The 14785-nt window shown below is 63.6% G+C and carries 14 protein-coding genes and 5 pseudogenes; 11 read left to right on the top strand and 8 right to left on the bottom strand.

Annotation, left to right across the window (positions count from 1 at the left end):
• Positions 1-21: 21 nt before the first annotated feature.
• Together RM543_RS18090 and RM543_RS18085 are read right to left on the bottom strand one after the other, a co-directional pair.
• Positions 22-930: an NAD(P)-dependent oxidoreductase gene (locus tag RM543_RS18090; protein WP_311694206.1), complete on the bottom strand. Its 909-nt coding sequence runs from the start codon at positions 928-930 to the stop codon at positions 22-24.
• A 180-nt stretch (positions 931-1110) separates the two neighbouring features.
• A complete protein-coding gene (locus tag RM543_RS18085; protein WP_311694204.1) occupies positions 1111-2031 on the bottom strand; it encodes a LysR family transcriptional regulator in 921 nt (306 codons plus the stop codon).
• 285 nt (positions 2032-2316) lie between these two features.
• Between RM543_RS18085 and RM543_RS18080 the strand changes: the two genes are divergently transcribed.
• The 4 genes from RM543_RS18080 (at position 2317) to RM543_RS18065 (ending at position 6337) form a co-directional block, all read left to right on the top strand.
• Complete coding sequence (locus RM543_RS18080) at positions 2317-3300, top strand: Bug family tripartite tricarboxylate transporter substrate binding protein (protein ID WP_311694202.1); 984 nt, start codon at positions 2317-2319, stop codon at positions 3298-3300.
• 22 nt (positions 3301-3322) lie between these two features.
• Positions 3323-3808 carry a tripartite tricarboxylate transporter TctB family protein gene (locus RM543_RS18075; protein WP_311694200.1) on the top strand — a complete coding sequence of 162 codons (486 nt, stop codon included), beginning with the start codon at positions 3323-3325 and terminating at the stop codon, positions 3806-3808.
• Entirely contained in the window at positions 3808-5313 is a 1506-nt protein-coding gene (locus RM543_RS18070; RefSeq protein WP_311694198.1) for a tripartite tricarboxylate transporter permease, read from the top strand. The genes RM543_RS18075 and RM543_RS18070 overlap by 1 nt, the downstream gene beginning before the upstream one ends.
• Before the next feature lie 70 nt (positions 5314-5383).
• On the top strand, positions 5384-6337 hold the full coding sequence (locus RM543_RS18065) for a 2-hydroxyacid dehydrogenase (protein WP_311694196.1): 954 nt from the start codon (positions 5384-5386) through the stop codon (positions 6335-6337).
• Between the two features lie 212 nt (positions 6338-6549).
• On the opposite strand, the gene RM543_RS19025 is transcribed toward RM543_RS18065, so the two are convergent.
• Positions 6550-6954 carry a transposase gene (locus RM543_RS19025; RefSeq protein ID WP_432280479.1) on the bottom strand — a complete coding sequence of 135 codons (405 nt, stop codon included), beginning with the start codon at positions 6952-6954 and terminating at the stop codon, positions 6550-6552.
• Positions 6951-7196, bottom strand: a complete 246-nt coding sequence (locus RM543_RS19020) for a transposase (protein WP_432280480.1) — start codon at positions 7194-7196, stop codon at positions 6951-6953. Before RM543_RS19020 ends, RM543_RS19025 begins: the two co-directional genes overlap by 4 nt.
• A 411-nt stretch (positions 7197-7607) precedes the next feature.
• Between RM543_RS19020 and RM543_RS19015 the strand changes: the two genes are divergently transcribed.
• Entirely contained in the window at positions 7608-7838 is a 231-nt protein-coding gene (locus tag RM543_RS19015; protein ID WP_311694265.1) for a topoisomerase DNA-binding C4 zinc finger domain-containing protein, read from the top strand.
• Position 7839: 1 nt separating this feature from the next.
• Here RM543_RS19015 and RM543_RS18045 read toward each other — a convergent pair.
• Positions 7840-8600 (bottom strand): annotated as a pseudogene (locus tag RM543_RS18045) (IS5 family transposase).
• Between the two features lie 388 nt (positions 8601-8988).
• Positions 8989-9252, bottom strand: coding sequence for a hypothetical protein (locus RM543_RS18040; protein ID WP_311694192.1), 264 nt, complete (start codon positions 9250-9252; stop codon positions 8989-8991).
• A gap of 130 nt (positions 9253-9382) precedes the next feature.
• Between RM543_RS18040 and RM543_RS18035 the strand changes: the two are divergent.
• Together RM543_RS18035 and RM543_RS18030 are read left to right on the top strand one after the other, a co-directional pair.
• A pseudogene (locus RM543_RS18035) lies at positions 9383-9514 on the top strand (IS5/IS1182 family transposase); the annotation flags it as partial.
• A pseudogene (locus tag RM543_RS18030) lies at positions 9514-9642 on the top strand (IS3 family transposase); the annotation flags it as partial. The pseudogenes RM543_RS18035 and RM543_RS18030, both read left to right, overlap by 1 nt.
• Here the strand turns inward: RM543_RS18030 and RM543_RS18025 are convergent.
• A pseudogene (locus tag RM543_RS18025) lies at positions 9637-9915 on the bottom strand (DDE-type integrase/transposase/recombinase); the annotation flags it as partial. The pseudogenes RM543_RS18030 and RM543_RS18025 sit on opposite strands and share 6 nt — an antisense overlap.
• A 61-nt stretch (positions 9916-9976) precedes the next feature.
• Between RM543_RS18025 and RM543_RS18020 the strand changes: the two are divergent.
• Positions 9977-10946, top strand: a pseudogene (locus RM543_RS18020) (IS5 family transposase).
• Positions 10947-11092: 146 nt separating this feature from the next.
• Here the strand turns inward: RM543_RS18020 and RM543_RS18015 are convergent.
• Complete coding sequence (locus tag RM543_RS18015) at positions 11093-11764, bottom strand: GntR family transcriptional regulator (protein WP_311694190.1); 672 nt, start codon at positions 11762-11764, stop codon at positions 11093-11095.
• Positions 11765-11921: 157 nt separating this feature from the next.
• Here RM543_RS18015 and RM543_RS18010 point away from each other — a divergent pair, with 157 nt between their 5' ends.
• From RM543_RS18010 to RM543_RS18000, 3 genes are read left to right on the top strand one after another with little or no spacing between them, the layout of a single operon-like run.
• Positions 11922-12503 carry a TRAP transporter small permease gene (locus RM543_RS18010; protein ID WP_311694188.1) on the top strand — a complete coding sequence of 194 codons (582 nt, stop codon included), beginning with the start codon at positions 11922-11924 and terminating at the stop codon, positions 12501-12503.
• On the top strand, positions 12503-13774 hold the full coding sequence (locus RM543_RS18005) for a TRAP transporter large permease (protein WP_311694186.1): 1272 nt from the start codon (positions 12503-12505) through the stop codon (positions 13772-13774). The genes RM543_RS18010 and RM543_RS18005 overlap by 1 nt, the downstream gene beginning before the upstream one ends.
• Positions 13771-14709 (top strand): 3-hydroxyacyl-CoA dehydrogenase NAD-binding domain-containing protein, encoded by a 939-nt coding sequence (locus RM543_RS18000; RefSeq protein WP_311694184.1) that lies wholly within the window; start codon positions 13771-13773, stop codon positions 14707-14709. Before RM543_RS18005 ends, RM543_RS18000 begins: the two co-directional genes overlap by 4 nt.
• Positions 14710-14785: the final 76 nt, after the last annotated feature.

Genomic DNA, 14785 nt, shown 5'->3' with positions numbered 1-14785 from the left:
GACTTCTCCGGTGATTCAGGATTATTCGGTGGTAGCTGCGCGAAGTTCGACGCCCGCCCATTCTTCGATAAACTTGAGAACCTCGACGTTGTCGCGATCGCCCTGCCCTTGCGTCATCGCAAAGGCCAGGAACTGCCGCGCAACCGGGTTCACCTGCATCGGCGCCCCGATGCGTTCAGCATCGTCGAGGCACATCTTGACGTCCTTGTGCAGCAGTTCCGTGCTGAAGCGCAGCGGGAAAGAGCCATCCAGCGCGCACTGCGGAATCCGTTCCAGTGTCGAGAAACTGCGCCCGCTGGATGTGTTTATGACGTCAAGCATGGTCTGCGCGTCGAGACCCGCCTTGATCCCGTAGACGAGCGCCTCGCAGCTCGCGATCATGCTGGTCGCGTAGAGCGTGTTGTTGATGATCTTGATCGTCTGACCGAGCGAGGGGTCATCGCCGATATAGAAGACGTTCTTGCCGAGGACATCGAAGACCGGCTTCATCCCGTCGAAGGCTGACTGCGGTCCGCCGGCCATGAGCGCCAGTTTGCCCTGTTCGGCGTTGGCCGTCCCGCCGCTGACGGGGGCGCCGACAAACTCGATTCCCGCGTCGCTAAGGCGCGGCGCGATTTCCCGCGTGACGGCCGGTCCGGTGGTCGAGAGATCGACGACGAGCTTCGTCGTCGCACCTTCGGCGGCACAGATTTCTTCGACGACAGCCTGCACGGACTGCGGCGTAGGGAGGGACAGCAGGATCGTCTCGGTACGAGACGCCAGCTCCTCGAGGCTTTCGGCCACCGAACCGCCGCCGGAGACAGCTTTCTGGGCCGCCTCGACGTTGCGGTCGTACACCAGGACATCCCATCCGGCGTTCAGAAGCCGGGCCGCGAAATGCTTGCCGATATTGCCTACACCTACGAGACCGAGGGTCTTGTCACCCGCCATGCGCTGTCCTTGTCATGTTCTCTTTGCCAAGACGCGCGAACCGAGCATCGGAGTGCAGCCGTCGCGGCAACGATGCCGATGCAGGCCAGACCCCGGCTACCTTCGCGCCGATGCCGACCAACCTAGGGAGCGTCGCAGCATTCGAAAAATGCCAATTTGGCCGGCATCCATGACCTGCGGTTATGGGGCGCCCGTGTAGTGCGAGAGCTGAAGCTGCTGCGAGAAGTCGCAGCAGGCCTTTCCGATATCCGCGACGCTGCGGATGAACGCGCTCGGTCGGTCGCGCCTGAACAGAGTGACGTAAGGGATATCGGGCAGCGCTGGCGTAGTCGGAATCTCGACGAGCTTGCCTTCCCGCACCTGCGGCTCGAAGCAGTCGCGCGGCAGGTACGTGATGCCGAGCCCTGCCGCAGTCATCCCGAGCAGGGCGATCAGGCTGTCGCTGAAGACGTGATGGCGCGCCACGACCCCCTCCGATCTCAGCCACCTGCTCACGAAGTGTCCGGTGCCGGAGCGGTTGCTCTGCATCAGGATCCGATACTCGACGAGCTGTTCGATCGGAACGGTCTCGGTCACCCGCACGAGATCGGGACTTCCCATCCAGCTGTTGCGACTCCGAGCGAGCGGCACCTGCTCGATCATCGGATCCTGGTAAGCGTCGGGGACGAGGACGAGATCCAGCCGGTCGTCGAGCAACCGATCGACAAGTTCGCGGGACATGTCGACGTGCGTCTCTATCAGCAGGTCGGGAAACTGGTCACGGAGCTGCGCGACGAAGCTCGGCAGCCACGTAAGGGCCGTGAGTTCCGTTACCCCGAGTCGCAGTGTCTGCATCGGCAGGACCTCCCGGTCACTCAGGGAGGACGCCTGTTGCTGAAGGGCGAGCATCTCCTCCGCGATCGCGAGCAGCTGCTCCCCTTTCCCCGTGATCCTCGCCGTCCGTGCGGTTCGATCGAACAGGGGGACACCGACAGCGGCTTCAAGCTCTTGAATTCGCTTGGTGATGGTCGACTGAGAGGTATTCAGTTTGGCGGCAGCTCGCTCAAACGTGCTCATCTGGTTGATCCAGAAGAACGCTTCGAGTTGCTTGAGTGTAATCAAAGGGTCAGCCCTCCGAACGTGCCGCCACATGAGAAGCTGCCCTGAGGTCTACCTCAAGTCATTCCCTAAGCGAATACATTAGGATGAATTAATATCACTTTTATTAACCCGGAGAAGGTCAATACTGCTCTCCAGCGTTAGGGCTGGCCCAGGTGGCGGGTACACGGTGCAGAGCGGGGCAGAGACCTCGCTGGCCCGCGTAACCGGTGTCTGGATGGGATGAGGACTGGCGACTGGAGAGTTGGCTCAGCGTTATCAAAGGCTTACCAAGGGAGAAGACATCTCATGATTAATCGCAGAACCTTTGCAATGGCCACGAGCCTCGCGATGACCGTCGCCGTGGCTCCCGGGCTCGGCACCGCCCAGTCGGCGGACTATCCGACGGACTCGCTCCGTATCATCGTGCCATTCGGTGCTGGCGGCGGGACAGATGCGGTCGCCCGGATCATCGGCTCCCGCCTGAGCGAACGCCTCGGCATCACGGTCAACGTCGAGAACCGTGCCGGTGCCGGCGGCGTCGTGGGCTCTCAGGCCGTGGCCGACGCGGAAACCGACGGCTCCGTCATCGGCATCATCACGGCCTCCCTCGGCGGCTACCAGCCGCTCGGCCGCTCCGATATCAACTACGAGAGCTTCGCGCCCATCGCGATGGTCAACTTCGATCCCGCCGGGGTCCAGATCGCGGCCGACTCCGAGTTCGAGAACCTCGAGCAACTCGTCACCGCGCTCGAGGAGAACCCCGGACAGTACACGGCATCGGCGAGCGGCATCGGCGGCTCGTGGCACGTCGCGTGGATGACCTTCCTCCAGGCTGCCGAGCTGCCGCTCGACGCCGCGACCTTCATCCCCAGTGACGGGGCCAGCACCTCCCTCAACGAGCTTCTGGCCGGAGCGGTGGATATCGTTCCCTCCTCCGTCCCCGAAGCCGCGGCCCTGATCGAGGCCGGCGACGTGAAGTCGCTCGCGGTGATGAGCAGCGAACGGATCGAGGCGTTTCCCGACGTTCCGACCGTCGAGGAAGCCACCGGCATCAACCTCAACGCCGGTCTGTGGCGCGGCTTCGCCGGCCCGGAAGGCATGGACGAAGAGGCCGTCGATATTCTCGTCACCGAGATCGAGGCGATCTACGAATCCGAGGACTTCAAGGAGCAGATGTCCGACCTCGGATACGGGCTTCGCTGGGCTGCCAAGGACGACTTCCGGGACTTCATGCAAGAGACCTCGGAATCCATGATCGGCGTGCTCGAAGCCTCCGGCCTGGCTCAGTAAGTGGGCACCAGGTTTCGAAGCAATGACTAAGTCCGATACCTTGATTGGGCTGATCCTGATGGGTGTCGCTGTCGCGGCACTCACCCCAGCCTGGACATTCGCCTCAGTGCCCGGGATGCGCTTCGGAGCCTGGACCTTTCCTGTCTTCGTCACGATCGCCCTTGGCCTCTCGGGCGCAGCGCTGACCATCAAGTCGCTGCTCTCCGGTTCCGAGGTTCCCGAAGTGGCTGAGGACGGAGTAGCCGAACCGAAGGCGACGCCCTCGGCGATCATCGGGTTCATCCTGATCGTGGCAGCCACACTGTTCTACATTTTCGCCGCAGACGCCCTGGGCTTTCTCGTCACCTCGGCCCTGATCGTCCTGGCGCTGTCGCTGTTTTTCTGGCGCCGGCCGATCCCCTGCCTGATCCTGACGCTGGTCTCGGTGCCCGTCGCGGAGCTCATCTTCGCACGCGCGTTCTCCGTGCCGCTGCCCCGCGGCCTGCTCTCAGTCACCGGGCTGTTCTAATGGCAGAAATCCTCCTCGCTTCGGCCGGACTCGTCTTCACGCCCTACGTGCTGACGGTCATCTTCGCGGCCTCGGTCTTCGGCATCTTCGTCGGGGCCATTCCCGGGCTGTCGGCCACGATGGCCACCGCCCTTCTGGTTCCGCTCACCTTCGCGATGGATCCCGTGCCGGCCCTTGGCGCGATCATCGCGACCAGTGCGATGGCCCTATTCGCGGGGGACATTCCCGCGGCCCTTCTTAGAATGCCGGGCACGCCCTCCTCCGCCGCCTATGTCGATGATATTCACGGCATGACCCGCAAGGGCGAGAGCGCAAAGGGCCTCACGGCCTGTCTCATCTTCTCGGCGCTTGGCGGTCTCTTTGCCACGGTCGTGCTGATCATCGGTGCCCCGCTGCTCTCGAGGTTCGCCGCCCAGTTCAGTTCAGACGAGTATTTCTGGCTGGCGACACTCGGCCTGAGCTGCGCGGTCATCATCTTCGCGGGATCGCCGCTCAAGGGGTTCATATCGCTACTGATCGGTCTGCTCATCGCCACGGTTGGAACCGACCTCAGCACCGGGAGCACCCGCTACACCTTCGGCATCACCGAATTGCAGTCCGGCATCGGGTTCATCCCTGCCCTCATCGGCATGTTCGCCTTCGCCGAGATCCTTCGCTTCGCCCTCAGCCGCGACGAAATTGTCGTGCCTCACGAGGCGCAGAAGCACAGCGGCCTCGGCCATATCAAAGGCCTGCTTCGCACCTACTGGCTCCCGAACCTACGTGGCAGCCTGGTGGGGACGATGACTGGCGTACTTCCCGGGGCCGGTGGCGGTGTGGCCACCTGGATTTCCTACGGCATCGGCAAGCGCTTCGCGAAGCCGGCAGCCAAGGGCGAGGAAGAGGACAAGCTCGGCGCCGTCGTCGAAGCCTCGTCAGCGAACAACTCCTCCCTGGCTGGCGCCTGGATCCCAACACTCGTCTTCGGCATTCCCGGCGACGCGATCACCGCTGTCGTGGTAGGCGTTCTCCTGATGAAGGGCATATCACCGGGTCCGCTGGTCTTCACCCAGAACGCGGACATGGCCTACGCGCTCTTCATCGTCTTCCTGCTCGCGAACATCCTGATGATCCCGCTGGGCCTCATCGCGATCCGGTTCGCCGGTTCCATCATGAGGATCCCGCGAGAAGCCCTCATGCCGGTCATCCTGCTGCTTTCCATCGTCGGGGCCTTCGCGGTGTCGAACTCGACCTTCGACGTGGGGGTCATGCTGGCTCTCGGAGTGCTCGCCTTCTTCATGGAGCGCTACGGCTTTCCCGTCGCTCCGACGATCCTGGCCATCGTCCTTGCGCCGATCCTCGAGAAGAACATGCTGATGTCGCTCATGAAGGCGCGCGGAGACCTGACCGGGCTCGTCGACCGCCCCATAGCGATTGTTCTCGCCTTAGTGACCGTCGCGATCTGGATTACGCCGCTCGTCTCCGTCTTGAGAAAGCGGCAGAGGTCCCGCCCTCAAACCAGCTGATCCCGCCCAAGGCGCGCGCGCAGCGCCGCTATCAGAACCCGTACCTACGAAAGAAAAATAGGGGCCCTAAATGAAACCTGTCCTGCTTGTTCTGGTCTATCTCTCCGACGAGCATCGCGCCCTTCTGGGGGAGCGCTTCGACATGATCTATGCGCCGAACGAGAACCTTGGCGCCGACCGATCAAACGGCGCTGCCCAGATCAAGGCGCGCGGACAGGATATCGAGCTGGTCCTGACGAACGGCACCAACGGGCTGCTTTCCGAGGAAATCGAGAAGCTCCCGAACCTCAAACTCGTCTGCACGGTGGGCGTCGGGTTCGAGAACGTCGCGCGCGACGCTGCGGCCAGGCGCGGAATCCCGGTCTGCAACGCGGCCGGGACCAACGATGCCGCTGTCGCCGACCACGCCATGGCAATCCTGCTCGCCGCCATCCGTCGCATCCCCTTCCTCAACAAGGGGGTCCGTCACGGGCTCTGGCGCGACGAGATCCCGCGGCCCCCACACGTTTCTGGACGCCGCATAGGAATATTCGGCCTGGGGGCCATCGGCCAAAGCATCGCGAAACGCGCGGCCGGGTTCGACATGGAGATCGGCTATCACAGCCGGACCCGGAAGGACGACACCGGCTACCGCTGGTTCAACACGATCCTCGAACTCGCGGAATGGTCAGACTTCCTCGTCGTCTGCGCCCCGGGCGGCAAGGAAACCTACCACGTCGTCTCGACGGAAGTCCTGGACGCGCTTGGTCCGGACGGCGTGGTCGTGAACATCGCCAGGGGAACCCTCGTAGATACCAAGGCCGTCGCGCAGGCGCTGGAGGAAAGGCGCATCTGGGCCGTCGCCCTGGACGTCTACGAGCACGAGCCGACGCCGCCGGCAGAGCTGCTGAACTACGACAACGCCGTGCTCACGCCGCATATCGCCGGCATCTCGCCCCAGGCGATCCACGCCTCCGTCATGCGCTTCGTCGAAAACGCGGAGGCCTTCTACTCCGGTCGACCGCTCCTCACACAAGTCAACTGAGAAGGTTCCGGATGACCGTGCATCCCAATCTCATCGCCGGCGAGTGGGTCGCCTCCGACGAGCTGGCAGAGAACATCAATCCGTCCGACCTGGACGATGTCGTCGGCCAGTATTGCCGGGCAACGCGCGAACAGACCGAGGACGCCATCGCCACCGCCCGGCAGGCGCTCCCCTCCTGGGCTGAAAGCACGCCTCAGAGGCTATGTGAGAAGTCATTTCGACGCGATCCTTTGGATCATCTGGGCGCAAGCGGCGATGGTGATGAAGGCCTCCGCTGTCTGCACGCGGTACTCGTAATCTTTGGACATCCGGCGATGCCGCCCGAGCCAGGCGAAGCTCCGTTCGACGATCCAGTTCAGCCCGGCGATCCGGAAGGCCTGCTCTGTCCGTTTGACGATGACGAGCCGCCAGCCGTTGCGATCACGAAGATCCTGGTTCAGGCTCTTACTCTCGTAGCCGGCGTCGGCGATCACCGTATGGATTTTCGGCCAGAGCGGAGAGAGGCCTGCGGTGAGGCTGCGCGCCGCCCGGCGATCGGACATGCCGGCTGGCTCGACCCGGCACGAGACGAGAAAGCCTTCGGTATCCACGAGGATCTGCCGCTTGCGGCCCTTCACGCGCTTATGGCCGTCGAAGCCGCGAACGCCCCCCTTTCCGTAGTCTTCACCGACTGCGCATCCATGATCACCACTGTTGGGTCGATCCGACGGCCGGCCTTCAGCCGTGCGGCACGGTGAAGAGCCCGGTGCAGACGCGTCCAGACACCATCGAGCCGCCAGCGCCGAAAATACCACCAGACGGTGCCCCAGGGCGGGAAGTCCCTTGGCAGCATACGCCACTGGCAGCCGGTGCGGAGCAGTTAGAGGATCGCATCGACCACGGGGCGTAGATCGGTTCGGCGAGGTCGCCCACCTTGCAGCTCGGACGGGAAATGCCCTGCAACGAACGGCCACTGGGCGTCTGTCAAGTCCGTCGGGTAGCTGTGTCGAGCCATGCTATACCTCCAGTAGTTTCGGCAAAACATGGTCCGCGACGGCGGAACGGCGACTTCTCACACAGCCTCTAAGTGGGGAGCGTCCGCAGACCGGCGCGCTCGGCAAAGCGGGTCCGTTGACGAGCGCAAGGAAATGATCGATCCCGCCGTGAAGCTCAGCTTCAGCCGTCTGGCCAAGGTGCTCGGGATCAGCCGGGGTAGCGCCGACTACAAGCCCCGTCCGGTCTCGGATGCTGATCTGAAGCTGATGCACCGGATCGATAAGCTGCACATGGCATGCCCGCCTGTCCCGATAGCGAAACCGGGCTTCCGGTTCGAAAGGCTACCAAAGGCGAGAAGATCTGCAGAGAGTGCGGAGCCGCCCAGAAACCATGTCCAAAATGCACCGACGGCTGGCTCGTGGAACGCAAAGGACGATACGGGACCTTCCTGGGCTGTGTCCGCTTCCCGGATTACACCGGAAAGTCGAAGAAGAAACGCCAAGTCGTCAAGCGAACAAGTGGCTAGGTCATGTTGACAAATGGCGTAGCCAGAGGCGGATCGACGTGATGTCGACGAAGCCCAGGAAGCTCTCTGCGGTCTTGTCGTATCGGGTTGCGACCCGGCGGGCATTCTTCAGCTTGTTGAAACAGCGCTCTACCAGGTTGCGCAGCCGATAGAGCGATCGGTCCACACCAACCCGCATCTTGCGGGATTTCCGCATGGGGATCACCGGTAGGGCATTGCGACGTTCGACGGCTGTCCGGATGTGATCGGCATCATAGCCCCGGTCGGCGAGCAAAACGCTCGGGATGGGCAGGTTGTCGGCCATCACCAGATCGAAGCCGCGGTAATCGGACGTTTGACCCGGCGTGATCTCGGTTCTCATGGGCAAGCCATGCGCGTTGACGAGGAGATGGATCTTGGTCGTGAAACCACCACGAGAACGGCCGAGACCCTGTCGCGGAGTCCCCCTTTTGAGCCTGCTGCCTGATGGTGGGCGCGGATCACCGTGCTATCGATCATTTGGAGCGCGTCCGGCACGGCACCGCTACGGTTCAGCGCCTCCATGATATCCTCCCAGAGGCCGGCCAGCGTCCAGCGCCGAAACTGCCGGTAGACGCTGGACCACTTGCCGAACTCTTCGGGCAGGTCGCGCCACGGAGCCCCTGTCCGGGCGATCCAGAAGACGCCATCCAGAACACGCCGGTGATTGGTGGGTTTGCGTCCGTTCGGGGCGCGGACGGCCAGGATGAAGGGCTCAAAGAAAGCCCATTCCTCGTCCGACATCAGGTCTCGTGCCAAGCTGGTCTCCATCGCAGATACCAGCGTGAATCACGCCTTCCGGTCGGCGTGAAACCCTTTTGTCAACACGGCCTAGCTGGCAGCGCTTTGGCCGAGACAAGCCGGAGATGACGCTCGAACGCGGCGCAACCGTCCGGTTAGCAATGACGAGATGGGCGGAGAGCCGACCTTCGCTGCGTCTTGGACGAACGGCAGAGATGCGCAGTTCTGTCATGCGAACAGAATAGGGTAGAGTGGTTAACGTCGGGTTGGCGGCGAGCCGATCACCAGGTCGTAGCGGCGCTTTCGTTCCAGTCCTGATGGGGCGCTGAAGGGGTCGCATAAAGGGGCTGGCCGATGGGCAGACCCTTCTGCATTCTGGTAAATGGGCACACTATTTCTTCGAAATGTATTTGTAGGCGGGATCACTCGCTTCCCGACGCCTCTGTGCCTCCTCAGGAGAGTTCGCGAAAGCAGGCTTCCCTGAGCTGGTTGCCGAAGTGATATTGCTTGTGGCGCCGCCCTCCAAGGCTGTCGCTATGCGCCTCAGCTGCTTCACGACCTGCACGCAAAACCAGATCGTGAAAATGACCGGCACAAGATAGACGAGAAATAGGAGCAGAAATCCGGCTCCGGCTCCGGCCATGGTATCGTACATATTTTGGGCCTTCCATGTTTTGAGGTAGATTTCTTGTGCCGCTTTGCTCCGCTTTGCACGATGGGAGGCTTTGTTGCGCAAATGCGGACGTGGAATTTATCTCGTGAATCCAGCGTGGTAGCTGCCCTGCATGAGCAGACCCGCACCTCCGACCTACAGGACCAAGAACTGGCCAGCTTGTAACGAAGCACTCAAGCGCCGGGGTTCGCTGACGATTTGGTTCGACCCCGAGATGAGCCGGATTGGCGCGCCGACAGGCAGGCCGAAAGCTTCTTCAACCTGCTCAAGCGCGAGAGGATCAGGCGTCGCACCTACCGCACCCGCCAAGAAGCCCGGCGGGACATGTTCGACTACATCGAGATGTTCTACAACCCGAAGCGCAAGCAAGGCGTTATCGTGGCAGTTGCCTCGACGGCTCATGGAATGCTCGAGGTCGTGGGCTTTCAGGAAAGCGGCCCAATCCATGCTGGTGAACTGGCTTCCCTGATCGGAGTGGATCAGCACCTTCGCCTTCGGCTTCCTCCGCCATGTGGCCATGAGCTGGGCGTGGAGCACGACGTCGGTCGTCTGGCGCGACTGCATGGACCATCCGACCACGCGGCGTGAGAATAAATCGATGACCACCGCCAGGTAGGCGAAGCCCTCCTGCGTCCGGATGTGGCTTTGTTGTGCAAACGCGGGGTGAGGGATCCATCTCGAGAATCCAGCGTGGTAGCCGGTCTGCATGAGCAGACCCATCCCGCCGAGCTACAAGACCAAGGACTGGCCGGACTGCAGTAAGCCGGTGAAGGCGCCATTGGTTCGAGCCCACCGGCGCACGCGCTGAAGCAGCGCGGCTCCCTGACCATCTGGTTTGATCCCGACATGGTCTGGGTGCCCCCTCCGACGGGCAAGCAAGGCAGGAAGCCACAGTATAGCGATGCCGCGATCCAAACATGCCTGACGATGAAAATCCGCTTCGGCATAGCGCTCCGGCAGACGACGGGGTTTGTTGAAAGCCTTCTAAGTCTCGTCGGCCTCGACTGGGCGGTGCCCGATTTCAGCGCGCTGAGCCGGCGCCAGAAGACTTTGGCTGTGTCCATTCCATACCGCGGCTCGCAGGGACCACTGAACCTGCTGATCGACAGCACCGGCATCAAGCCGAAGACGAAGACGAGTGGCGCGCTCGCACGCATGACGGCACGAAACGCCGCCTATGGCGCAAGATCCACATTGGCGTCGATGAACAGACGCTGGAGATCCGAGCCATAGAGATCACCGGTAGCAACGTCGGTGACGCGCCCATGCTGCCCGAACTGCTCAGCCAGATCCCTGCTGACGTAGAGATCGGGTCGGTCACCGCCGACGGCGCCTACGACACGCGCAGGTGCCACGACACCATCTTCGACCGTGGCGCCCATGCCGTCATCCCGCCGCGCAAGAACGCCAGGCCCTGGAAGCCTTCGACCGCAGGCGCCATCGCCCGGAACGAGGCCCTGCGCGCATCGAAATACCTTGGACGCGCCATCTGGCGAAAGTGGAGCGGATACCACCGCCGAAGCCGCGCCGAGACAAAGGTGCATTGCGTGAAACTGCTGGGCCAAAGCCTGATGGCACGCGATTTCGATCGCCAAGTCGCCGAACTCCAGATCCGCGCCGCCGTGCTCAACGGCTACACCGCGCTCGGCATACCTGTCACGGAGCCCGTGGGATAAGTGCGTCCGGGGAAAGGGGAGGTCCGAGCTTCACGCCCTTTGCGCAACAAAGCCACGCGAAGCTCTTCGTGAAGTAACCCCGCGCGGGCGGACAGGCCTCCTCGAGGCGTTCGCGCATGGGGGCGAACGGCGCGGAGAGGGTCCGCCTACATGCCAGCGATCACGGTATCCGTCGTTCTTTGCACATGGGACGAGATGATCCGGATCGCCTCGTCCACGTCCCGCTCTATCGCCGCGTCGAACAGGGCGCGGTGCTCGTCATGGATGTCCCTCTTGCGCGCGGTGCTCTTGCGGGAGAACCGGCGGTAGCGTTCATGCTGGCGGTACATGTGCTGTCGCATCCTGAGGAGCCACCCCGACGTGCAGGCGGCGACGGTGGCGTCATGAAATTCGGTGTTCCGGATCTCCCACTGGTAGAGATCGGCCTCGCTCGGTGTCCTGTCCCGTTCGAGGCGCTCGAGCCGGTGATAGGTGGTGATCAAACGCTCTTCCCACGCCACGTCCCCCGCCGGGATCGACTGGCGAAGAGCCTCGACCTCGAGAAGTTTGCGCAGATCGCCGATCTCCTCGGCATCCTTCGCCGAGATCGGCGCCACGATGAACCCCCGCTGGCCCTGCAATTCCACAAGGTGATCGCCCGAGAGGCGGGCCAGCGCCTCGCGGAGCGGAGCGGCGCCGAAGCCGTAGCGGCCGCGCAGCATCTCGATCTTCATCTTCTCCGACGGCGACAGGGCACCGGCGACGATGTCGTCCCGGATCCGCCGGTAGGCCCGCTCGGCATTGGTCTTCTCGGGTGGCTCGGCCTGGGGCGCGCTCATGCTGGTCCTCGTTCGGCTTCCCTGTTTACCCCTGCATAACCCGGGGAAGAACCCCAGGCAATAATCTCGATTTTTTAAGTTGACCCACGATTAATATCGATATTCCTTGTGGCACGTCTGGCGGAGGAGCCGGGCGAGACGCGGGGGGAACGGTGCGATGTCTAACGCCGATGTGGAGAGTGCAGATGCGGTGGCGCATGAGCGTGCGCCGGGCCTCATGGCGCGCATCAGCGCCGCGGTGGCGCGCCTCGAGGCGTGGCTGGCCGGGGCTGCGATCCTGGGCGTCTTCTGCCTTCTTCTCTGCAACGTCATCTCACGTGCCCTTGGCGCGCCGCTGATCTGGACGGACGAGCTGGCCGTCTACCTCATGATCGTCGGAGCCTTCCTCGGCGCGTCGGTCGGCCTTGAGAAGCGTCAGCATATTGCCGTGACGCTGATGGTCGACACATTCTCGGAGCGCACCCGCCGTCTCTACGCCCTCGCCGTCGATCTTCTGCTCCTCGGCTTCTTCGTGGTGCTCGGCCTCATGCTGTGGCGTTGGTTCGATCCGCTGGGCCTGATGCGCGCCGAATCGATCCAGTCCTTTTCCCTCGAAACCTTCAACTTCCTCTACCAAGAGCCGACCACGACGCTCGGCATCCGCAAGGTCTGGTTCTGGTTCATCCTGCCGGTCTTCTGCATCACCGGGGCGCTCCATATCCTGGCGCGGTTCGGGCGGACAGGGGAGACACCGCTGTGATGGCCGGCGGCTCCTTCCTCCTGCTGCTTGCGATCGGCGTCCCCATCGCCTTCGCGCTGCTGTTGCTCGCGCTCGTCATCATCGCGCTCGGCGGCAATTTCGTCCTACTCCAGAGCTATCCGCAGCAGCTCTTCGGGGGGCTGGAGAACTATGGCCTCCTCGCCCTCCCACTCTTCATCCTGCTTGGGGAGTTCATGAATTCAGGGGGGATCGGACGACGTCTGATGGCGCTCGCGCTCGCGCTCCTCGGGCCGGTCAAGGGCGGGCTTGCCTACGTGAACCTGATGGCGAACATGCTGATGGCGTCGATCCTGGGGTCGACCGTCGCGCAGATCACGATCATGTCCCGCCTCGCCGTTCCCGAGATGGAAAAGGCCGGCTACCCGCGGGACGTCTCCGTTGCCATCACGGCGGCCGGCGGGATGCTCGCGCCCATCATTCCGCCGTCCATGATGTTCATCATCTTCGGGGTCATCGCGCAGATTCCCATCGGCGATCTGTTTATCGCCGGGATCGTGCCGGGGCTCTTCCTCTTCGCCGCGTTCATCGGCGTGATCGCCTGGCTTGGGCGACGTCACGGCTTTCCCCGCACCGAGCCGATGCCGTTCAGGGCCCGCCTGCGCTCGGCCGTCGACGCCCTGCCCGCGGCGCTGATCCCCGCCGTCATCATCGGCACGATCCTCGGCGGGATCGCGACACCGACGGAGGCGGCGGCAATCGCGTCGCTCATGGCGGCGGCCATCGGGCTTGGCATCTACCGCGAACTGAAGCTGTCCGACATCTGGCCCGCCTTCACCCGCTCAGCGGCTTCGAGCGCTCTGGTCCTCTTCCTGATCGCGGCGGCGCAGGTCTTTTCCTGGGTCATCACGTTCGAGAACGTGCCGGCGCAGGTTGCCGCGGCGCTGCAGGCCATGACCTCCTCTCCGATCGTCTTCCTGCTCCTGCTGAACCTGCTCCTGATCTTCCTTGGCATGGTCACGGACCCGATCCCGGCCATCATCCTGATCGTTCCCGTCTTCCTGCCGGTCGCGACACAGGTCTACGGGATCGACGTCTTCCAGTTCGGCGTCATCGTTTGCCTGAACCTGACCGCCGGCCTGCTGACGCCGCCTGTCGGAACGGGTCTCTTCACGGCTGCCCTGATGGGGGAGGTGCGCGCGGAGCGGCTGGCGCGTCTGATCCTGCCGTTCTTCCTTGCCGTCTTGCTGGTAATCGTGGCGCTGATCCTGTTCCCCGTGCTCAGCCTCGGGCTGGTGGAGGCGATGGGATGAGCCGCGTTCTCGTCCTCGGGGGCGGTCTCATCGGGGCCGGATGGGCGGCCGCCTTCGCCGGCGCAGGGCACGAGACCGTGGTGCTTGATCCTGCACCGGATGCCGCGGAGCGGTGCGCCCGGGTATGGGACGAGGCGCGCCCGGTGCTCGCCGCGCTTGGCCGCCCGGTGGCGGACGCAGCCCCGCGCGTGGTCGGCCAAGCGGAAGAGGTCGGGCCTGTCCACCTGGTGCAGGAGGCGCTGCCCGAGGATCTGGCGCTGAAACATCGCGCGCTGATCGCACTCGAGCCCTTCCTTTCCCCGAATGCGGTCGTGGCGAGTTCGTCATCGGGGCTCACGGCAGAGGAGATCGCGGCGCCCTTGGCGCACCCGGACCGGCTGCTGATCGCACATCCCTGCAACCCGCCCTACCTGATGCCGACCGTGGAAATCGCGACCGGACCCCGCACGTCCGAGGCTGCCGCGGCGAAGGCCGTGGCGCTCTACACATCCATGGGAAAGACGGTCCTGCAACTGAAGCGCCCGGTGCCGGGCCATCTGGTGAACCGCCTGCAGGCCGCGCTCTGGCGGGAGGCGGTGCATCTCGTGGCCGAAGGGGTGGCGTCCGTCGAGGACGTGGAGCGCGCGGTCCAGATCGGGCTCGCCCCGCGCTGGTGCCTGATGGGCCCGTCCGCCGTCTTTCACCTCGCCGACGAGGCCAATGGAATGGCCGGCTTCTGCCGGACGCTCGGACCCGCCTTCGAGCGCCTGTGGGGGGATCTGGGCACGCCGTCTCTCGACGAGAAGGTCGCGCGCGTCCTCGATGCTGGGATGCGCGCCGCCGATCCACGGCCCGTCACCGAGATCGCCGCGGCCCGCGATCGGGATCTGCCTCGTCTCATGAAGGCCGTGGCAGTGCTCCCGGGGGATGCGCCGGAGGTAGACACGTCTGACTGAAATATCGATATTGCAGGTTGCATCGCAAATAATATCGATATTTACTGAGTACAGGGCGCGGGGAGCGTCCGTTCCA

Source organism: Tropicimonas omnivorans (assembly GCF_031846565.1).
In the GTDB taxonomy this organism is placed as follows: Bacteria; Pseudomonadota; Alphaproteobacteria; order Rhodobacterales; family Rhodobacteraceae; genus Tropicimonas_B; species Tropicimonas_B omnivorans.
This window is presented reverse-complemented; position numbering and strand designations above follow the sequence as displayed.